Annotated in this window: 17 protein-coding genes; 8 read left to right on the top strand and 9 right to left on the bottom strand. The window is 56.7% G+C overall.

Features of this window, described 5'->3' with window-relative positions; all coding sequences use genetic code 11:
• The first annotated feature begins 6 nt into the window (after positions 1-6).
• The 4 genes from SD425_RS00935 (at position 7) to SD425_RS00920 (ending at position 3,794) form a co-directional block, all read left to right on the top strand.
• Entirely contained in the window at positions 7-1,530 is a 1,524-nt protein-coding gene (locus SD425_RS00935) for an N-acetylmuramoyl-L-alanine amidase (protein ID WP_324674453.1), read from the top strand.
• Between the two features lie 133 nt (positions 1,531-1,663).
• The gene (locus SD425_RS00930) at positions 1,664-3,097 is read left to right on the top strand and encodes an OFA family MFS transporter (protein WP_324674451.1); all 1,434 of its coding nucleotides are present in this window, start codon (positions 1,664-1,666) and stop codon (positions 3,095-3,097) included.
• 37 nt (positions 3,098-3,134) lie between these two features.
• Positions 3,135-3,281, top strand: a complete 147-nt coding sequence (locus SD425_RS00925; RefSeq protein WP_324674449.1) for an MFS transporter small subunit — start codon at positions 3,135-3,137, stop codon at positions 3,279-3,281.
• A 99-nt stretch (positions 3,282-3,380) separates the two neighbouring features.
• Positions 3,381-3,794 carry a DUF2007 domain-containing protein gene (locus SD425_RS00920; protein WP_324674447.1) on the top strand — a complete coding sequence of 138 codons (414 nt, stop codon included), beginning with the start codon at positions 3,381-3,383 and terminating at the stop codon, positions 3,792-3,794.
• 47 nt (positions 3,795-3,841) lie between these two features.
• On the opposite strand, the gene SD425_RS00915 is transcribed toward SD425_RS00920, so the two are convergent.
• Entirely contained in the window at positions 3,842-5,074 is a 1,233-nt protein-coding gene (locus tag SD425_RS00915; protein WP_324674445.1) for a molybdopterin molybdotransferase MoeA, read from the bottom strand.
• Between the two features lie 187 nt (positions 5,075-5,261).
• On the opposite strand from SD425_RS00915, the gene moaC reads away from it, so the two are divergent.
• The 3 genes from moaC to SD425_RS00900 all read left to right on the top strand — a co-directional run bounded on the left by moaC (position 5,262) and on the right by SD425_RS00900 (position 8,865).
• Positions 5,262-5,750, top strand: a complete 489-nt coding sequence (moaC, locus tag SD425_RS00910) for a cyclic pyranopterin monophosphate synthase MoaC (protein WP_324674443.1) — start codon at positions 5,262-5,264, stop codon at positions 5,748-5,750.
• Positions 5,740-6,924: an NTP transferase domain-containing protein gene (locus SD425_RS00905; protein WP_324674441.1), complete on the top strand. Its 1,185-nt coding sequence runs from the start codon at positions 5,740-5,742 to the stop codon at positions 6,922-6,924. The genes moaC and SD425_RS00905 overlap by 11 nt, the downstream gene beginning before the upstream one ends.
• A gap of 171 nt (positions 6,925-7,095) precedes the next feature.
• Positions 7,096-8,865, top strand: a complete 1,770-nt coding sequence (locus SD425_RS00900; RefSeq protein ID WP_324674439.1) for a S41 family peptidase — start codon at positions 7,096-7,098, stop codon at positions 8,863-8,865.
• Positions 8,866-8,909: 44 nt separating this feature from the next.
• Here the strand turns inward: SD425_RS00900 and SD425_RS00895 are convergent, their stop codons facing one another.
• Positions 8,910-9,326, bottom strand: coding sequence for a molybdenum cofactor biosynthesis protein MoaE (locus SD425_RS00895; RefSeq protein ID WP_324674437.1), 417 nt, complete (start codon positions 9,324-9,326; stop codon positions 8,910-8,912).
• A 119-nt stretch (positions 9,327-9,445) separates the two neighbouring features.
• Entirely contained in the window at positions 9,446-9,688 is a 243-nt protein-coding gene (moaD, locus tag SD425_RS00890) for a molybdopterin converting factor subunit 1 (protein ID WP_324674434.1), read from the bottom strand.
• Between the two features lie 152 nt (positions 9,689-9,840).
• Between moaD and moaA the strand changes: the two genes are divergently transcribed.
• The gene (gene moaA / locus SD425_RS00885; RefSeq protein ID WP_324674433.1) at positions 9,841-10,851 is read left to right on the top strand and encodes a GTP 3',8-cyclase MoaA; all 1,011 of its coding nucleotides are present in this window, start codon (positions 9,841-9,843) and stop codon (positions 10,849-10,851) included.
• Between the two features lie 155 nt (positions 10,852-11,006).
• Here the strand turns inward: moaA and SD425_RS00880 are convergent, their stop codons facing one another.
• The 6 genes from SD425_RS00880 to SD425_RS00855 all read right to left on the bottom strand — a co-directional run bounded on the left by SD425_RS00880 (position 11,007) and on the right by SD425_RS00855 (position 19,111).
• Positions 11,007-12,749, bottom strand: coding sequence for a DUF4974 domain-containing protein (locus tag SD425_RS00880; RefSeq protein ID WP_324674431.1), 1,743 nt, complete (start codon positions 12,747-12,749; stop codon positions 11,007-11,009).
• Between the two features lie 33 nt (positions 12,750-12,782).
• Complete coding sequence (locus SD425_RS00875) at positions 12,783-13,838, bottom strand: FecR family protein (protein ID WP_324674429.1); 1,056 nt, start codon at positions 13,836-13,838, stop codon at positions 12,783-12,785.
• 105 nt (positions 13,839-13,943) lie between these two features.
• Positions 13,944-14,666: a head GIN domain-containing protein gene (locus SD425_RS00870; RefSeq protein WP_324674427.1), complete on the bottom strand. Its 723-nt coding sequence runs from the start codon at positions 14,664-14,666 to the stop codon at positions 13,944-13,946.
• A gap of 77 nt (positions 14,667-14,743) precedes the next feature.
• On the bottom strand, positions 14,744-15,343 hold the full coding sequence (locus SD425_RS00865) for an RNA polymerase sigma-70 factor (RefSeq protein WP_324674425.1): 600 nt from the start codon (positions 15,341-15,343) through the stop codon (positions 14,744-14,746).
• Between the two features lie 134 nt (positions 15,344-15,477).
• Entirely contained in the window at positions 15,478-17,325 is a 1,848-nt protein-coding gene (locus SD425_RS00860) for an NPCBM/NEW2 domain-containing protein (RefSeq protein WP_324674423.1), read from the bottom strand.
• A gap of 241 nt (positions 17,326-17,566) precedes the next feature.
• The gene (locus tag SD425_RS00855) at positions 17,567-19,111 is read right to left on the bottom strand and encodes a hypothetical protein (protein WP_324674421.1); all 1,545 of its coding nucleotides are present in this window, start codon (positions 19,109-19,111) and stop codon (positions 17,567-17,569) included.
• Positions 19,112-19,244 lie beyond the last annotated feature (133 nt).

Here is a 19,244-nt window from a genome sequence, read left to right as displayed (position 1 = left end):
CACGCCATGGGGTTTGTTCTTTTGCGTTACTGGTGCCGCCTAATATGCCTGATTGGGCTGCTTTTTTGTCACGAAGCTACATACAGCCAAGGACTTATACAGCGGATAGAAACAGTACTGGCTACTGACCAATGGCTCCAACCCGGCGACCGGCTACAAGTGCGCGTGCAAGCGCAACCGGGGTGTCAGGCTACGTTCTTGGGCGGTAAGCCCCTGGTAGAGCTAGACCCTAGGCTTGCCAAAAGCCAGCGCGGTGTGTACCAAGGCACTTACATCGTGCAGCCGGGCGACACACTCCACGACCGTGCCATTACCGTAACGGTAATGGCACCGGATAGCACCCTAGCTACCGCTACAACGAGCAACAAGATTCGGTTTCTCAACCCGAATGAACCCCAGCTTGCCGTCACAAAGGGCAGCCTAGCCTACCTCAACTATGGCCTTGGCGAAGACCGTCTTGGCGGGGCTAAGCTAGGCTATCTGGATTCGCTGGTAGTGCTGCACCTCACGGGGCGCGTGGGTAACCTTTACCGGGTGCAGCTAGCGGCCACCCAAACTGCCTGGGTACCCCAGGAGGTAATCCGGCTGTTGCCACCGGGCGGGTTTGTGCCTACCTCGCTCACTGGGTCATGGAGCGTGTACGGTGATTCGCTTTATGATTATGTGCAGGTGCCGCTGGATGCGCGCCTGCCGTACCGCTCGCAACTCCTGACGGAACCAACCCGCCTGGTAGTCGATGTTTTTGGAGCAACGTCGAACACCAACTGGATAACCCAACGCGACGGCTTACAAGCCTTGGGTGATGTGCATTACGAGCAGCTAGAGCCCGATGTGTTCCGGCTAGTCCTGAACCTAAAACACGAACAAGCTTGGGGCTACCGAATTGACTACAAAGGTAATACGCTCGTTATTCGAGTCAAGCGCCCACCTGCAAAGCTACAGTTGCGCGGCCTGACAGTGGCCGTAGATGCTGGCCACGGCGGCACCAACGTAGGCGCGACGGGCTCAACAGGCGCCCGTGAGAAAGACATCACGCTTGCCATTGCTCAGCGCTTGCGCCAAGATCTTATCAGCCGCGGTGCGCGCGTACTCATGACCCGCGAAACTGAAACAACCGTCGATAACGGCGATCGGGTGCTGCTGTTGCGGCGGCTCAATCCGGATTTGCTCGTCAGCATTCACGTCAACTCAACGGGCAGCCCGAGCGTGCAGGGAACGAGTACGTACTACCGCTACCTAGCTTTTCGGCCGCTGTCGGTGGCGTTGTATGAGGCCATGCGCCGAACTGGTTTGAAAGGATTCGGCAACGTCGGTAGCTTCAATTTCGGTTTGAACGGCCCGACGGAATACCCGAATGCGCTGGTGGAAACGGCCTTTATTTCTAATGCGGAAGACGAAAAACGGCTAATTGATCCGCAGTTTCAGCAGCAGATAGCCGAGCAGCTTACGAAGGGCGTAGAAGAATTTTTGCGCCGAACTCGCCAGAAAGGAGTTGGAGGATGGTTGTCGAAGAAAGCAGCCGAACAGTAATACCTGCTCGACACGGTTGATCTAGCTATTTGGTAGGGAAACACGTATACCAATTTTATCACATTCCCTGCCTTTAGTCCAGTATTCGGCGGGAGGCATACTTGTTTTCACTTCCACCCCCTTATTTCCCCTCATGGCAACTACCTCTATACTGGATAGCAGCCCTGCTAGTACATCGCTCTTAGACCGTAGCCGCACCATTGCCAAGCCAGGATACAACCGTTGGCTTGTGCCGCCAGCTGCTCTAGCTATTCACCTAGCTATTGGGCAAGCCTATGCGTTCAGTGTGTTCAATAAGCCTTTGGGCTCGCTCATCAGCGGCGACCCCAACGCGCCCGCCCCCACCGACTGGACAGCCGGACAGATCGGCTGGACGTTCTCCATTGCTATTGTGTTGCTGGGCTTGTCGGCCGCCATTTTTGGCAAATGGCTGGAGCGTGTCGGTCCGCGCAAGGCTATGATGGCCGCCTCCCTCTGCTTTGGCGGCGGCTTCCTGATCGGCTTCCTCGGGGTACACCTGCACAGCTTAGCGCTGCTCTATTTCGGGTACGGCTTCGTGGGCGGTATTGGGCTAGGTATTGGCTACATCTCCCCCGTAAGCACCCTTATCAAGTGGTTTCCCGACCGTAAAGGAGTAGCTACGGGCATGGCTATCATGGGCTTTGGGGGTGGCGCGATGATCGGCTCCCCGTTGGCAGTAGCCCTTATGAATCATTTCAAAGACTCGGCCCCGCAAGGCGTAGCGCCTACGTTTATTGCTATGGGCATTATCTACCTGCTGTTCATGCAGTTCGGCGTCTGGACAATCCGGGTGCCCGCCGATGATTGGGCACCCGCTGGCTACGTACCCAACGCCGAGCACAGCGCCCTCATCACGACCGGCAACGTATCGGCCGACAATGCCATCAAGACGCCGCAGTTCTGGCTTTTGTGGGTGGTGCTGCTTACCAATGTCACGGCTGGCATCGGGGTGTTAGAAACAGCTTCGCCGCTAATCCAAGAAACCTTTTCCGACAAGTTCATGGGCTCGGGCAGGGGCGTAACGGCCGCAGCGGCAGCAGGCTTCGTAGGGTTGCTGAGCTTATTTAACTTGCTAGGCCGCTTCTTCTGGTCGTCGGCGTCGGATAAGCTAGGGCGTAAGGTGGCATATGCCATTTACTTCGGCCTTGGCATTTTGCTGTATGCACTCATCCCAACGCTAGGTCATAATCTGCAACTAACGCTGTACGTCGTGGTGGCGTGTGTGATTATTAGCATGTATGGCGGAGGCTTCTCAACGGCGCCGGCTTACCTCTCCGACCTGTTTGGCAAGTACCAAGTTGGTGCTATTCACGGGCGCTTGCTCACAGCCTGGAGCACGGCTGGCGTGCTAGGCCCGCTGATCGTGCACAACCTGCACGAAAGCGCCTCAGAGAAAGGCCTGACGGGTGCGGCAGCTTACCAAAACGTGTTTTATACCATGGCTGGCTTGCTCGCAGTCGGATTAATAGCCGATCTGCTGGTACGGCCCGTAGCAGAGCGCTACTACGAAAAAGGCCCCGTCACGATTGAAGCGGGCGGCCACTAAGCCACCCTACTATTTACCTTCATACCTCTGATAAACGATGGATTCGCAACCCACTTCTTCTACTTCTAACGCCAACGAGCCTGCTACGGGCGGCTCCGTGGTGCTTGCTTGGCTTTTCGTGGGCATTCCCCTGCTTTGGGGCGTGTCGCAGACCTTCATAAAAGCGCTGGCACTGTTTAAATAACCTTACTCGAACCGAATCAGCCTTTTCGGGTTGTACATTCGAAGAGCACTTGGCACTGAGCTAGGTGCTCTTTTGTTTTGACAGGAAACGACCTTCACTATGTCCGCTGACTCTGCTGCCGACCACATCGTGCTGCTCGAATCCTTTCCCAATTACGTGGCAGCCCACGTAGCCAAAAGCCGCCTCGACGCTGAAAACATCCCGTGCTTTCTGAGCAACGAAAACCGACCCTATGGCCCGATTGCCGGCGGGGTGCGCCTGCACGTGCGCCAGCAAGACCTAGGTGCCGCTCAGCAAATCTTACTAGATCAGGTCGTGCCGATGCGCGTGGCATCGCCGGAGGAGGAAACGGCGGCCCGCATTTGTCCGCGGTGTGGCTCCCACGATGTATCATCGGAGCCAGTACTCGATCCATCGGCGAACGTTCCGATGCGGCTGTTTGCACTACTGAGCTGGTCGCTGCGCGGCGAGTACTACCACTGCTTTCACTGCGGCTACGAGTTTAAAGGCTAGGGTAAGCCTCATCTGATACCAGCTAGAAGCCACGTGTGGGTGTGTATTTAGTAGCGAAAGCGCCACACGGGCAGTACCGTACCAGCCGGAAAAAGCTCTTGCTCAGCCGGTAATTCTAGAAACCCATCACTGGGCAATAAGCTAGCTAGGTCGCCCGAGCCGTGAGCCCGCTCGGGGTGCGCCAGCACACGCCCGTCTGCCGTCGACTCGAGGCTGACCAGCAGAAAGTGCGTGATGCGCGGCCGAAAGGTGACTTCGGTGGCAAGCACCGCATAGGCCGCAGGCGCTGGCACCGGGGTAGGCAGCTGAACGGCGCGGAGCCATGGTTGCGCATAGCGGTAGTAGTTCACAAACGTAGAAACCGGGTTGCCCGGCAGCGCAAACACAACTGCGCCCGCTGGGTGCTGCCCAAACCAAAAGGGCTTACCCGGCCGCTGCTGCACTTCATGAAACAGCTGCTCAACGCCAACTTCATGCAGCGCCGCCGGCAGAAAGTCAGCTTTCCCCTTTGATACGCCACCACTTAGCAGCACCGCATCGTAGTCGCGCAGCAACGCGGGCAGCCCGCTGCACAAGGCATCGAAGTCGTCGTTGAAGTGAAAGATTTCGGCCGTACCGCCTGCTTGCTGCACGGCGGCGGCTAGCATGTATGAGTTGGACCGCCGAATCTGGTGAGGCAGCGGCTGCTCGCCAATTTCCACCAGTTCGTCGCCGGTGCTTACTACGGCTACTTTTGGGCGCTTCGCAACCAGCAGATCGGTAGCGCCAACGGTAGCCGCCACGGCCACTTCCGCCGAGCCTAGCAACGTGCCTGCTGGGAGCAGCACGTCGCCCTGCTGGCGGTCGGAGGCCCGGCGGTGCACATTTTGGCCAGATGCATTCGGCAGCACTTGTAGGGTGGCTACGCGGCTGTCTGCTGCTTCCTCGATTAGAATATCCTCGTAGCGCACCACCGCGTCGGTGCCAGGGGGCAGCGCGGCGCCGGTCATAATCTCGATGGCAGCAGCTGGGTCGGTGAGCGGCGCGGGAGCTTGGCCGGCAAACTGCGTTTTTTCAATCACGAAACGTATTTGCCCGGCAGCTACTGCACTATAGTTCAAGGCGATACCATCCATCGCCACCCGGTCGAACGGAGGAAAGTCGCGGTCGGCGGTTACGTCTTGGCGCAGCACACGACCTAGGGCCGCAAGGAAGGGTACCGTTTCGGATGGCAGTGGGCGGGCGGTAGCTAGTATACTACGCGTAGCTTCTTCGACAGAGAGCATAAGGGGCAGAATCATGTAGCACGAAGTCCGTACTTCGCGTATCGTTGTAAATAGTATCGGTCGGCAGCCGGTTTATGCACAAACAAGCAAGAAGATAATTCGCTTGCCTTGTTTCATCATCGACTTTTATCTGCTGCCCGCGTTCAACTCCCGCAACGATACGCGAAGCACCAACGTTGCGCTACATTCTACCTTGCTTTTCATGTCTGATACTCCCAAACTAACGCATCTAAACGACGCTGGCCAGCCTTCTATGGTTGATGTGGGCGGCAAGGCGGCGACTCGCCGGGTGGCCCGTGCCCGCAGCCGCGTCATCCTCGGAGCTGAGATTATTCAGCTCGTGCAGGCTGGCGACTTACCCACGCGCAAAGGCCCTGTATTTCAGACGGCTATCATAGCTGGGGTGATGGCGGCGAAGAAAACCGCTGACCTTATTCCGCTTTGCCACCCCATTGGCCTCGACGACTGCCAGGTGCGCATCGAAGTAGCTGGACCCGACGCCGTTATCATCGAGTGCACAGCCACCGTGACCAGCAAGACCGGCGTAGAGATGGAAGCCCTTACGGGAGCTTCCGTTGCGGCGCTTACCGTGTATGATATGTGCAAGGCTCTTTCGCACAACATTGTCATTGCCGAAACCCGCCTGCTCGATAAAACGGGCGGCAAACAAGATTTCCACCATGTCGACTAACATCACGGCCGGCGTTGCGCAGCATACCAAGCACGCCCAAATGGCCCGTCCGCACCTAGGTGAGTTTGGCCGCCACGAGCTAGCTATTCTGGGTGCGCCGTGCGGCAAGATTAAAGAGTTGGTAGCCCGCCTGCTGCCGCACTTGGCGGCTACGCTCCGCGTGGCCTACGTGGATGCCGACCACGCCGCCGGCGACGATGCGGCTAGTGGTGGCGCGGGCGGCGCTAGCCCCATCATGCTGGCCGGCGCCTCGGCCGAGCTAACCGATAAGATTACCTTCCGCCGCGTAGATCAGCATATTACGCTTGATCCTTTCACGCAAAAAGAGCTGCTAGCTAACCAAAGCATCGTGCTGGTGAACGGCAACCATTTCCGCGCTCGTCAGCAAATCATCATCCTCGACCCGGCCAAACCGCTCGACCGCAAGCTCGACCGCCTCACCGATGTGCGCGCCATTTTGCTCCCCGAAGGTGTAACGGAAATACCGGAGTACCTGCGCACGCACCTGCCGCAAGTAGATCAGCTCCCAGTACTGGCCCTAGCTGACACAGCCGGTATTGCTGCTTTTGTGCAACAATGGTGGCACGATAGCCGCCCACCGCTGCGAGGCCTGGTGCTAGCGGGCGGCCAGAGCCAACGTATGCAGACCGACAAAGGCCGCCTGCAATACCACGGTCTAGAACAGCGCCAGTATACTGCTCAACTGCTGGCCGAGGTATGCACCGATGTGCTGGTTTCCTGCCGACCCGACCAAGCCACGGAACTGCCCACTGGCCTTACGCCTCTCCCCGATCGGTTTGTGGGCCTAGGTCCAATGGGCGGAATTCTCTCAGCCCTTCAACTTGACCCAAACGCCGCCTGGCTCGTAGTGCCCTGCGACTTGCCCTTTTTGTCAACCGATACGTTGCGCTACCTGGTGGAGCATCGCAATGCGGGGAAAGTAGCCACGGCTTTTCAAAGCTCGGAAAATGAGTTTCCGGAGCCGCTCACGAGCATCTGGGAGCCGCGTAGCTACGGCGTGCTGCTGCGCTTCCTCAGCCTAGGCTACTCTTGTCCGCGCAAGGCGCTTATTAACTCCGACATCGAGTTGTTGACGCCACCTAAGCCTAACGATCTGCGCAACGTGAATACGCCGCAAGAGCGGGAAGTAGCGGAGCGGGAGCTAAAAGCCTAGGCGCCTCCGGTTCGCTACCCACGTCGAAGCCTTGCCCCGACGAAAACGCGTCAACCTATACTGCACAACAGGCAGTGTAGGTTGACGCGTTTTTATTGTAAATCACTAGCTGAATGCCACTTTCGTCTATCTTTCTGCCTCTACCTTCTACACGCCCTCTCCTATTCTTCTATGTTAAAATTTACTCTGTGGCTGCCGCTACAACTAGCCATCAGTGCCGCCGACTTGGCCCAACCTACCGCGTCCAACCAAGCGCTAGAAACGACGACGCACTATGCGGCTGCCCAAGACACTGCCTTCCAACGGCGCTCCGGGGTGATTTTACCAGCAAAACTCAACGAGCAGCAGATTGAGAACTTGTCGGTGCTAGGTCGGGTGTGGGGCTTCGTGAAATACTACCACCCAGTTGTAGCGGTTGGCAACTATAACATGGATGCGGAATTATTTCGGGTACTGCCTTCGGTGTTGGGTGCTCCCAATGAAAAGACTCGTAGCCAGCTCCTGAGTACCTGGGTTACTAAATTTGGGGAGGTGCCGGCTTGTAAAACTTGCAAAGAACCCGCTGCTAACACTGTGCGCTTGCAGGCGGACCTAGCTTGGCTCAACGACCAGAAGCAACTCGGCGAAGCGCTCCGCACGCAGCTAGCTTACCTGCGCCGGAATCGCAACCAAGGCTTACATCACTACGTGAGTGCCGCGCCGCGGGTGGGCAACCCTATCTTCGAGCACGAGGTGCCCTACGACTTCACCGATATACCCGACGCTGGTTTGCGGCTGCTGGCGCTCTACCGGTATTGGAACATGGTTGAGTACTTCTTCCCTTACCGCTACGCCATTGGGGAAGATTGGCAGCGCGTGTTGCCCGAATTCATTCCGAAACTGGCAGCGGCTAACACGGCTGAGCAGTACCACCTAACGCTGCTCACGTTGATTGCGCGCCTCAACGATACGCACGCCGACATCTACCAAGATAAAGTGCTAGCTGACTACAAAGGCCAGTTTTATGCCCCTGCTCGAGTTCGTTTCGTCGAGAACAAAGCCGTTGTGACGGACTTTTATGATGACAACCTAGGGCAAGCTTCGGGTTTGCAGAAGGGTGATATCATTGAAAAGATTGAGGGGGTAGCCGTGCCCGCGTTGGTGAAGCAACTTCAACCTATTTCCCCAGCCTCAAACGAACCCACCCAACTGCGCAAAATTGCCAATCTGCTGCTGCGTGGCAACACCGAGCAGGTACAGCTTCAAGTAAACCGTAACGGCCAAATACTCCCCTTGCAGGTAACGCGTTACCCTGCCAACAAGCTGAACCTAGCGCTAAATACCGGCACACCTAGCCCCCTGCTCGACCCTTGGCGCTTACTGCCCAACAATATTGGCTACCTCTCCCTAGGCACCCTTAAGAACGAGAGGCTACCAAGCATTATGGAAGCCGCTGGAAACACGAAGGGCTTAGTAATAGATATTCGCAACTACCCCGCTGAATTTGTAGTGTACAACCTGTTGCGATACTTACTGAATAAGCCGGAGCCTTTCGTAAAATTTAGTCAGCCCGAAGTGACGTATCCGGGTATGTTCACGAACATTGGTCCTCTGTACGTCCAGCCAGGTAGAGGCAAGCCCTACCGAGGCAAGGTAGTCATCTTGGTAAACGAACTGACACAGAGCCAAGCCGAATTCACGACGATGGCGCTCCGCACGGTGCCCAATGCCACTGTGGTAGGCAGCACTACGGCCGGCGCCGATGGCAACATCTCAAACATCATTTTGCCTGGTAATATCCCTACCGTGATTACGGGCCTAGGGGTGTACTACCCCAATGGGCGCGAAACCCAGCGCATAGGCATTGTGCCCGACGTGGAGGTGAAGCCGACCATTCAAGGCATTAGGGAGGGGCGCGATGAGTTGCTAGAAAAGGCTGTGCAACTGATAGAAGCTAGCTAGGTTCCGGCATCCAGGCAAATGTAGCGCGGGCTACAAAGTACACGCTACGGGTGCGCGGCCACCCACACGGCGCCGTCCTCGTATTCTTCTTTCTTCCAGATTGGCACCACTTTTTTGATGGTGTCGATGATGAACTGGCAGGCGGCAAACGACTCGGCCCGGTGAGGCGTAGAAACGGCAATAGCCACGGCTACGTCACCGATTTCGAGCGTCCCTTTGCGGTGTACCACGGCTACTTTGCGCAGCATGGGCCACTTCTCCTGAGCTTCTTCAGCCACGCGGCGCATCTGGCCGACGGCCATGGCGTCGTAGGCTTCGTAGTGCAGGCGCACCACCTTTTTGCCGGTCGATTGGTTACGGACGGTGCCCACAAATGCATTCACGGCACCGGCACCCTCGTCTTCTACAAGCGCTAGCACAGCGGCTACATCAATAGGCTCGCCGGTAAGTTCTATGTGCATGGGGTTGATTTTCTACAATGTAGCGCGAAGCTCCAGCTTCGCGTGTGGTGGACTGTCGTCGAACGGACCTAGGTGCGCTCACCCGACGATGGCGCGAGGCTGGAGCTTCGCGCTACACCCTAGCCTCCACTAACGGGCGGAATGAGCGCAATTTCGTCGCGCTCGTGCAGTTGATAGTCGTCGTCGGCATAGTCGCTGTTCACGGCTACGGCGAAGCTAGTCAGCTCATTCAGCGCGGGGTATTTTGCACGAAGCTGCTCGATAAGCTCGGCCACCGACTGCTCGGCGGGAGCATCTAGCTCCAGTTCGGGCTTACCAACGATTTCTTTTGTGATGCCAAAAAGGGCAATTTTTAATTTCATTTGTTTATAACAAGTAACGTTGCGTATACGCTGCTTCACACGAAACTGCGAAGTGCAGCTAAACGTTTTTTGTTTAGAATTCGTCCTTACGGAAGTCCCCTTCGTTCGCGTGGCACTTTAAACGCGGCACGTGTTGCTTTTTGTTGCTGTCTATGGCTTTTGCTACTCCGTCCGTTTTATTCGATAACCATGGTCGCCCACTCGAATATGTGCGCTTAGCCGTCACGGACCGCTGCAATTTGCGTTGCTTTTACTGCATGCCCGCCGAAGGCATCGAGTATTTGCCTAAAAATGAATTGCTGAGCTACGAAGAAATGGAGCGCACCGTGACCATCTTAGCTGGTCTGGGAGTGCGCAAAGTACGCTTAACGGGCGGCGAGCCTTTCGTGCGGCGCGACCTGGTGCCCTTCATCGAACGCCTAAGCAACATTCCTGGCATCAACGACATTAGCCTGACTACCAATGGCGTGCTCACTGCACCACACGTGTCCGAGCTAGCCCGTATTGGAGTGAAAGCCGTTAACCTCAGCCTCGACACCCTCGACCGCAGCCGCTTCCACCGCATCACGCGCCGCGACGAATTGCCGCGAGTGCTTGATACGTTCTATGCGCTGCTAGCTGCTGGTATTCAGGTGAAGATCAACGCGGTAGTGATGGATGGGCAGAACACGCAGGACTTGGTACCGCTGACCGAACTCACCCGCGAACTCCCCATTGAGGTACGCTTTATTGAGGAAATGCCGTTCAACGGTGGTAGCCATGCGGCCATTGAGCTGCCCTGGAACTACCGCCGCATTCGGGAACACTTGGAGGAGCATTTTCCCGGCCTGACGCCCGTTGCCACCAAACCTGGCGCTACGGCCACCGATTATACCATTCCCGGTCACCTAGGTCAGGTAGGCATCATTGCCGCGTATTCGCGCACCTTCTGCGGCACCTGCAACCGCATCCGTCTCACGGCCGAAGGTGGCCTCAAAACCTGCCTCTACGACCAGGGCGTGCTCGACGTGCGGGCGCTATTGCGCGGCGGGGCCTCCGATATGGAAGTGCAAGAAGCGCTTGCAAACGCATTCCGCTACCGTGCCGCCAATGGCTTCGAAGCCGAGCAAAAGCGGCCTCTGCACCAGCTCAGCTTTGAATCGATGTCGACGATTGGGGGCTAGGTTGCCTTCAACTAGACAGCTTTATTAAAAATGTCATGCTGAGCTTGTCGAAGCATCTCGCGTGCAGTAGCAACTCCAATCACTAGGGTTTACCATTGCACGCGAGATGCTTCGACAAGCTCAGCATGACGTTCTTTTAAGACCAACTTTCCAGCTTAAAATCGAATACCGGCGCTGTACCCAAACCAGCCGAACACCCGCGTTCTGGCGGAGCCTTCGTTTAGCCACAGCTTGTGGCCTTTGGTGAGGTTGGAATAGATTTTCTGCTCGCCACTGTCGTAGCGCTGTGTGACCAGCACGCTTGCTGTTGGGCCGGCCACAATGCGGAGGTGACTGCCTGCTTTGAAGGGCGCAAACCCGAGCAGCACCCGCACTTGGTTGTGCAGGTTCAGCTCGTCCGTCCAGCCGCGTTGCTCCTCATTTACATGCATGGCCACTGCATCCAACGCTAGGCTCAGCCGCTTACGCGACCACGCTTCGGTACCAACCCCGTAACCAAGTGCCCAACGCCTAGGACCGCTGCCGAAATCATCATAGGCGCCGGTGACAAACGTGTAGAACGCCGCTGAGCCACCTAGCTTCAGAGCGGCACTTACCGGCCAGGTTTCCGAATTGGTGACTTCTAGCCGATGATATCCGTGACGCACAAGGTTGAAGGGCGCAATACTAATACCATCCACTGAATCAGCAATATTCACTACACCAGCTAGTTGCACCCCGTGTACTGAGCGCGCCACATTGAATACCCCCGCTGCCTGCACTCCACGCACTTCCCCCAAAGTGGCATTGAACACCCCGGCCGCTTGTCCGCCGTGCACCGCGCGCCTAGCTAAGTTCAGCACGCCCGCGGCCTGCCAGCCGTTCGCTTCACCCCCTAGCACATTCAGCACGCCGGCGCCCTGGAAGCCCGTGAGCTGCTGCCCAACCACGTTGCCGACGCCCGCCACCTGCGCCCCTTTCACGTTGTAGCGGTCTACGTTGAGCAGGCTAGCTGCCTCGAAGCCATCGACTCCGGCCTGGTAGCCGGCTAGCACGTTGAGCGAAACTTTGTTGACGGTACGACCGCTACTAAATCCATTCGAGCCCAAGGGCCAGAAGAAGGATACCTGCGCCGGTTTGGTGATGGTCTCGTGCGCAGCTTCCTCGGGTTCCGGCTTTGTAGCGGATACTGCCGCCGCTACCCCAACCGAGTCTGCGGCGGGTTGAGGAGCGGACTGATTCAGTGCGGCAGTGGCGGGGGCAGTAGAGGCCGTTACGCCGTTGCTGTCTGATGGGCTAGGTTCCGTAGCACCGCTTGCCGCCCGCATGCTGGTATTCTTTGAGGTGCTGCTAGCCGTGCTTTTGTTAGAAGTCAGCGGGTTTGTAGCGCTTGTTGGCTTGCGCGGTGCGGGCTTGCTGGCCTCCTTGCTAGGTACACTCGCCGGTTTAGCGGAGATAGTTTGCGGCGCGGGCTTACTATTTGCAGCGGGCTCAACAGGGGTCGACCTAGCTTCTGTGGTGCGCACGGGGGCGGCGGTGCTAGCCGTGGCGCCAGTAGCCAAAGCCGTTACGGTGGTTGGCTTTGTGGGCGCCGGATGTAGTACTACCTGATTACCGACCAGTTGGTAGCTGACGTTGGTGTCGCGCAGTAGGTTATTGAGCACAGTGCGAAGCGGTTGATTTTGCAAACGCAGCGTCACGGACTGGCGCAAGTCTAGGGCGGTGTTGCTGTAGGAAAGGTTCACCCCATAGCGCTGGCGCAACGTACGCAGCGCCGATTCGAGCGGTACTTTCTGAAAGTTTACCGACACGTTGCGCTCGAGCACAGGGCTAGGTTTTGGTTGCGCTACAAGGGGCTGCTGTATGCTTAAGCACAGCGCAGCCAGAATTAGGCATACGCGGTTTTGCGCAGTGTTCATAGTAAGTAGAAGTCTGAATAGAAGAGAGAAGGGCTAGCGGCAGCCCGCGCCATCGAGCACATAGCCCTCGGCAGACTGCGCGACGGTCAGGCCCGCCGAAAGGCTGACGATGTGTAGCGCCTGCGACAACGTCACTTGCCGGAAGGAGCCGGTGAACCGGCACTCGCCTAAGGCTGGCCGGGCCAGCTTGACAGGCGTGCCGTAGTAACGCGCTAGATCTTGCGCTACCTCGCGGAGTGGTTGGTTATCAAACACTAACTCCTGCCGCTGCCACGCCCGAAAGTTGAAATCGGTAATAGAATGCTGCGCGACTACGAGCGGTGTTTCCTTGTAGATCACCCCTCTGCGGCCTGGTAAGAGCAGCGAATCGGGGGCGGCGGGCTTCACACGGGAGCTAGGCAGAAAGGAGACCCGCCCCGTCACGACAGCCACCTCCACCGAATCTTCGGCTGGGTAGGCGCGCACGTTGAAGGAAGTACCCAGCACCCGCGTACGAGTATCGTGGGCCAGCACCGTGAAGGGACGGCCGTGGTCCTTTTTCACCTCAAAGAAAGCCTCGCCTTGCAGGCGCACTTCGCGGGTCGCCCCGTTGAAGTTAGCGCCATACGTCAGCGTAGAGTTGCGGTTCACCCACACGCGGCTGCCGTCGGGCAAGGTGGTCAGCTGAATTTTGGGACCGGCTGCTACAGTAACTTCTTGAGTGCCTAGCTTTTTTGGTAACCACGCCCGCATCAGACCCCACACGCCGATGCACAAGGCAAGAGCAGCGGCAATACGCATTATGCCTATTGGCGTCGACCACATCGGCACAACCCGAGCCGGGCTAGCTTCGGCTGGCGGCGTTGGAGCTAGGCCAGCCGAAGTGCGGAAGCGTTGCCAGGCGGGCTCCACGTCGGCTTCCGTAAACGCTTTCATTGTGTTTCTGCCCCGCTCCCAGGTCCGTGTGGCGTCGGTGAGCAGCTGCAACCGACTTGGCTCAACGGCCAGCCAGTGGTGCAATTGCTGCTGCTCCGACGCAGAAGCTTCGCCGGCCAAGTGCTTGGCCAGCAACTCCCACGGAACATCGGAATCGGGTAAGAAATCGGCCATAGTTGGGAGGAGCAGTTCTAGGAGTTTGGTCCTGGTAGTGGCGCCACCTTAGTCGTCCGCACCTAGGTCACTCATTGCGCGGACGACTAAGCTGACGCTAGTGATTTAATTCTCGGATAGCACTTTGCCCGAGCCGGAAATACGGGAGCTTACCTTCGGATTGCCGCGGTAATACACCGAGCCGCTCCCGCTCAGGTCAACTTCCAGCGTGCGGGCAGCAGACACATAGGTTTTACCCGAACCGCTAATAGAAGCATACGTGTCCTGGCTGGTGAGATCATAGGCGTAGATCTTACCCGAGCCGCTAATGGTTGTGTTATGGCTCTGCGCCACTCCGCTCAGGCGCACCTCACCCGAACCTGATACGTTTGTCCGCAGGCCATCCACTTTCGCAAAAGTCATGATAATCTCGCCCGACCCGGATACGTGCGAGCGGAAGCTGCTTGCCGTCCAGGGGGTGGCGCTATGAATCTTGCCGGAGCCAGCTACCTCCACCTCGGAGAGCGAAGGCACGGTGATGTACACTTTCACCGGGTCGTGACCACGCACATTGTGGTGGCCATATTCGATTTCGAGCTTGTTGCCGGAAAGCTCCGTTTCCAGAACGTCGAGGATGTTACGCTGGGCTTCGATGCGCACTTCTTGCGTGGGGCCTTGCGTGAGAACAACCTCTGCATCAATCTTCAACTCTACGCTGCTGAAGCTGTTCAGCGTGCGTGTTTCCGATTCCGTTGGGCCGACGCCTCGCACATTGGGCGCTATCAAATCATTGTCGCAGGCCGAGAGGAACAGCATAGGGAGGAACATAGAGAGCAGTACTTTTTTCATTGCTTGGAAAGGTGAGTAGGTTAGAAAAGCTGATTTGATCCTATGACCCAAAACCTAGCCTTCACCCCCACGCTCTTTCAAAAAATATTTTCAACCATCATCGCTACGCACATGCTCATGCCTGACAGGAAACCACTTAGCCGCTCCCGCAACAGCCGCAGCGCTTTGCCCATCTGGTTTTCGACGGTTTTAGGGGCCACGTTCAGGGCTTCGGCAATTTGGCGGTAGCTCATGCCCTCTTCCCGGCTCATCACGAACACCGCCCGACACTGCGGTGGCAGCGCTTCGAGAGCACCAGCTACTGCTAGCTCGACTTCTTCGCCGGCCAAATTGTCGGCCGTGTCGTTGCGGCTCGGTTCAGGAACGCGTGCATCGTCCCAGGCCACTTGGTACTTGTGCTTTTGCAGGTGGTGCAAAGCCGTATTCATAGCGGCGCGGTAGAGATACGCTTTGTAAGTCGTCGTGATGACGAGCGTGCCGCGGTTATTCCATACTTTCAGAAAGAGGTCCTGCAACAGGTCCTCGGCGGCAGCTCGATCTTGTACTACCCGGTAGATGACGTTGCCCAGCGGCTGATAAAACGAGCGAAACAGCAGCTCCATGAAGGCTTCTTCATCAGCGTGTTGCAGCGTCGCCAGCCGGCTTTCCAGTATGTCAGCGTTTTCGTCAGGAGGCATAACTAGCCGCACTTTTATACTGCATTAATCTGTCGATTAAGGCGTTACAAAAGTATGCACCGAAACAAAGAGGGCTTATCACATAAGCATGTGATAAGCCCTCTAATTACCTTCGCTTAAATTGGCCAGCTAGCTTACGACTTCTTGCCGCTGGTGCTAGCTGACACGTGGTAGAAACCCGCGCCGTGCCGCCGGATAAACGGCGAGAAACCTTGCGTGAAGGTGCCCACTTTCCGGCCCGTCCATAAATCTTGTACCGTGACGCCGGCTGGAAAACCTAGGTCTTTGAGCGCCACCGATATGCGCGCCGAGTCGGGCGGCATAGCCTGCATAGGGCTCGTAGTGAATACCAAGAACTTGAGCGTACCGCCGGTGTTTTGCCCAGCAGCCGCTTTGTCCAGCCCTACGGTGGCCTTGAATCGTGTGTAGCCAGCCGGCAAATCATACTCAATCACCGAGTTGGCGTGGGTGCCGATACCGTTTTCGTACACCTTGCCGTCGACCGTTAAGGGGCCACCCGATACGGATTTGTTCACCGTGGTCTTACCCCAACCTGCCGACGCTTCTTTCCAGGTTGCGGTGGTTAGCTGCAAGGTTTTATCGCCGTTGGTGAGCGTTGGGTTGAGCCAGTTGGCGTGGTCCCAGGCGGTGCCGTCTGCGCCACCGCGCACGCACAGGTACAGCTTTTTGGCACCCGTAACGTCGATATCTACCGTTTGGCTAACGTTCTGCCGCGTGATCTGGCTGCTCACCCACTTGGCATCTTTCTCATCGGCGGGCTTCTGGTCGGCGGCGTTGAAGAGAGCTAGGTATTTGTCGCCGGTTTGCGGATCGTCGGCCATCCAACCAACAGCGTCGCCGTTGCGGAATAGCTGCTTGTTGTTCTTGCTGTTGTGATGTACTGCCAGCACGTTCTTATTCGTCAGCAATGACAAGGTAAAGGGGTCGTTGCTGGGCAAATCGCCACCGAACATGAGCGGAGAGCGGAAGATGCTCCACAACGTCATGAGTGTGTGCTGCTCATCTTTGGTGAAGCGTGTCATGCGGTCGTCGCCGCGCTCGGCCCGGATGCCTAGGCGACCCAGGGGCAGCATATCGGCGTCGGGCCAGGCACCGGGCATGATGTAGGGCGCCCATCGCTCGCACACGTCGAAGTGCTCTTTGAGCTGCTCCCAGCTGTCCCAGAAGTCGCCCACGGTGCGCCACATGTTGGCGTGCTGTTGGGCGTGTTTGGCATCAGCAATCGGCGTTTCGCCCGGCGACATGCTCAGCACAATCTTGCGGCCCGTGCGGTCGATAGCCTTACGGATCATCTCGATTTCAGCCGTGTGGTAGGGTTCTGACAAGTCGTCAATCTTCACGAAATCAACGCCCCACGACGCATATAGCTCGAAGATCGAGTTATAGTATTCCTGCGCCCCCGGCTTACCAGCCACGATGGTGTACATGTCGTGGAGCCAGTTGCACTGCCCTTCCGTCGTGTGAATATCGGCCGCGGTGACTTTGGTACCTAGGATGGGCAGCTTGCGCTTCACGGCTTCCACCGGCACGCCGCGCATAATGTGAATGCCGAACTTTAGGCCCTTGCTGTGCATGTAATCGGCCAGCGGCTTGAAGCCCTTGCCCCCAGCCGCCGACGGAAACCGGTTCGGCGCCGGCGTGAAGCGGCCGTACTGGTCGATGTTGTACTCCGGATTTTTCTCGTTGTAGCCGTGGGCCGTGTCGTTGCCCACGTACCAGCGAATATCGACCACCACGTAGTCCCAACCGTACGCCTTGAGCTTGCTGGCCATGTAGTCGGCGTTGGCCTTCACTTCTTTCTCTACCACCGTCGGGCCGTAGCAGTCCCAGCTATTCCAGCCCATTGGCGGCGTGGCGGCCCATTGGTGAAAATCAGTTGGCTTGGGGCTAGCTTTTTGGGCGAAGGAGGAAGCTGGCGCAAGGCCGAGCAAGGCGCTGCTGAGCAAAAGCGTACGTTTCAAGGTCATTCGAGTCGTGAGTGGGTGGATATGGTGCAGCACGAAAGCTAGGTAGCTTTTGCGGAGGGGCTAGCAAGGTAAATAATAGCACCACTAAAATACTAGAACGGTCATGCTGAGCTTGCCGAAGCATCTCGCGTGCAATGGTAACTCCCCTCATCAGGTTTACTACTGCACGCGAGATGCTTCGGCAAGCTCAGCATGACCGTTCTTCTTAGGTCGCTATATGCTTCTATGCCTGCCCTTATTTCATTTGCAGCACTTTCCGCTTCATTATATCCTGCACGGACACCCCCTCGATCTTGCTTTCCAGCCACGAGATAATATCCAGGTACAGGAAAGGCCGCCGTTCAAAGGGATTGTCCGCAATGCTGATTAACTTCTCTTTCAAGTTGATGAATGCTTCCTTCACCCGAGTGGGCTCCACGTTACCTAGGTTGCGCAGGAAGCGAAAGATTTCCACTTGCATCTGCTGCTGGTTGTTCATTTTACCCAGGAAGTGATACACCGACCGAATCTGATACTCTAGTCCGTCGTCTTCGCCGGCCTCGTAGTAGGCAATAAGGCGCAGGATACGCGCAAAGCACTGCAAATCTTCGCGCAAGCTGCCTTCGCGGTGGTGGATTACTTTGTCGAGGTACTCGATGGCTCGGCGATTATCACCGCTGCCAAAGTAGAGGCTCGCTATTTTATAGTAGAGCACCAGCACGCGGTGTGGGTCCAGCTGGCGCTGGTACTCGTGCATGTCTTCCAACAACTCCGGCACAATAGCTAGCCCGTCGGTGAAGCGGCCTTCCATAAAGTAGGCGTTGATGCGGTGCTGGTAGATGTGCAGGAACAGCAAGATCTCCGTGTTCGGTGTCGTGCGACGGTCTTGGTCGGCGGCAAACTCTTCTAGTGTCTTCAGCACCTCCATAAACTTACTGTAGTACAGCAAGTTGTAGAGCACCGCCAGCAGGTTGTGCAGCCCTTTAATGTAGAGCATGGTCTGCGCGTCTTTCATGGCGGGCGTTTCTTCAAACAAATCCACCCACTTCTGCGCGTAGCGGTAGCACGCTTTAAAATCTTGCACGATGGTGTAGTACCACACGTGCGCCTGGTAATAGTAGAGCTTCTCGAAAAAGCCTGCCTCCGGCAAATCCAAGGACACGAGGTTGCTCCGGAAGAAGCTGGTTACTTCCTCATTATCTTCCTGGTTGCGGGCATGGCCTACTTTCAAGTATAACCCGTACATGCGCAGCGACAGGTTCGACAGCTCGTGCAGCTGACCTAGGTGCTTCACCGTATCCTGCGCCTCGGCTGCCAATACCTCCGCGTGCCCTTGCAAGCTGCGCGTGATGTACTGCGACTCGATCATCTTCTCGAAGTCGATGGCAATGAGGGCTACGTGCGGCATTTCGGCCTGCTGGGCGGCAGCTTTCACCTTCTCCAACATTTTCAGACTCTGTTGATAGAAGCCTTTGTTGTAGAGCACGCGGGCGTAGTCGAGCTGCTCGTGCAGCTGAATATCAGGGTTTTGATGCGCCTGGTACACCCGCAGGCTGGATAGGAGCTGCCGGTAGAGGTTAGCCTTTAGGTTCGCTAGCTGTATCTTCTTGATAGAAGGCACCTGCGCAAGAATCCGCTCCTCATCGTACTGCTCTAGGTTGTCGAGGGCGTCGAAGAGCTGCAAGAACTTCAGGCCTTCCGTTGAGCCTTGGCGGTTACAGAACAGGCGGAAGTGACGCTTTTCGGAGCGGGTTAGGGAATTGACTAAGCTAAAAACTGGATCTGTGTTTCCGTTAGGCATTGTACTTAAAAAAAGGGCAACTACTTGATAAACAGTTAATTTTAACAGATGATTAAAGTATTAGAAATAGTAAAGCCTCTTAAAAATAATTTTCATAGCTGTTTTTAAACCGACATGTTGCATGCTGAATTCT

The organism is Hymenobacter sp. GOD-10R (assembly GCF_035609205.1).
Taxonomy (GTDB): Bacteria; Bacteroidota; Bacteroidia; order Cytophagales; family Hymenobacteraceae; genus Hymenobacter.
Note: the sequence above shows the minus strand (reverse complement) of the source record. Positions and strands in the feature narration are given on the sequence as shown.

Excerpts from the sequence above, each read along its gene's own strand:
- SD425_RS00900 (WP_324674439.1), top strand. The coding sequence starts at position 7,096 with ATGTTAAAATTTACTCTGTGGCTGCCGCTACAACTAGCCATCAGTGCC.
- SD425_RS00855 (WP_324674421.1), bottom strand. The coding sequence starts at position 19,111 with ATGCCTAACGGAAACACAGATCCAGTTTTTAGCTTAGTCAATTCCCTA.
- moaA (WP_324674433.1), top strand. The coding sequence starts at position 9,841 with ATGGCTTTTGCTACTCCGTCCGTTTTATTCGATAACCATGGTCGCCCA.
- SD425_RS00930 (WP_324674451.1), top strand. The coding sequence starts at position 1,664 with ATGGCAACTACCTCTATACTGGATAGCAGCCCTGCTAGTACATCGCTC.
- SD425_RS00895 (WP_324674437.1), bottom strand. The coding sequence starts at position 9,326 with ATGCACATAGAACTTACCGGCGAGCCTATTGATGTAGCCGCTGTGCTA.
- SD425_RS00875 (WP_324674429.1), bottom strand. The coding sequence starts at position 13,838 with ATGGCCGATTTCTTACCCGATTCCGATGTTCCGTGGGAGTTGCTGGCC.
- SD425_RS00880 (WP_324674431.1), bottom strand. The coding sequence starts at position 12,749 with ATGAACACTGCGCAAAACCGCGTATGCCTAATTCTGGCTGCGCTGTGC.
- SD425_RS00920 (WP_324674447.1), top strand. The coding sequence starts at position 3,381 with ATGTCCGCTGACTCTGCTGCCGACCACATCGTGCTGCTCGAATCCTTT.
- SD425_RS00915 (WP_324674445.1), bottom strand. The coding sequence starts at position 5,074 with ATGATTCTGCCCCTTATGCTCTCTGTCGAAGAAGCTACGCGTAGTATA.
- moaC (WP_324674443.1), top strand. The coding sequence starts at position 5,262 with ATGTCTGATACTCCCAAACTAACGCATCTAAACGACGCTGGCCAGCCT.
- SD425_RS00865 (WP_324674425.1), bottom strand. The coding sequence starts at position 15,343 with ATGCCTCCTGACGAAAACGCTGACATACTGGAAAGCCGGCTGGCGACG.
- SD425_RS00925 (WP_324674449.1), top strand. The coding sequence starts at position 3,135 with ATGGATTCGCAACCCACTTCTTCTACTTCTAACGCCAACGAGCCTGCT.
- SD425_RS00905 (WP_324674441.1), top strand. The coding sequence starts at position 5,740 with ATGTCGACTAACATCACGGCCGGCGTTGCGCAGCATACCAAGCACGCC.
- moaD (WP_324674434.1), bottom strand. The coding sequence starts at position 9,688 with ATGAAATTAAAAATTGCCCTTTTTGGCATCACAAAAGAAATCGTTGGT.
- SD425_RS00870 (WP_324674427.1), bottom strand. The coding sequence starts at position 14,666 with ATGAAAAAAGTACTGCTCTCTATGTTCCTCCCTATGCTGTTCCTCTCG.
- SD425_RS00935 (WP_324674453.1), top strand. The coding sequence starts at position 7 with ATGGGGTTTGTTCTTTTGCGTTACTGGTGCCGCCTAATATGCCTGATT.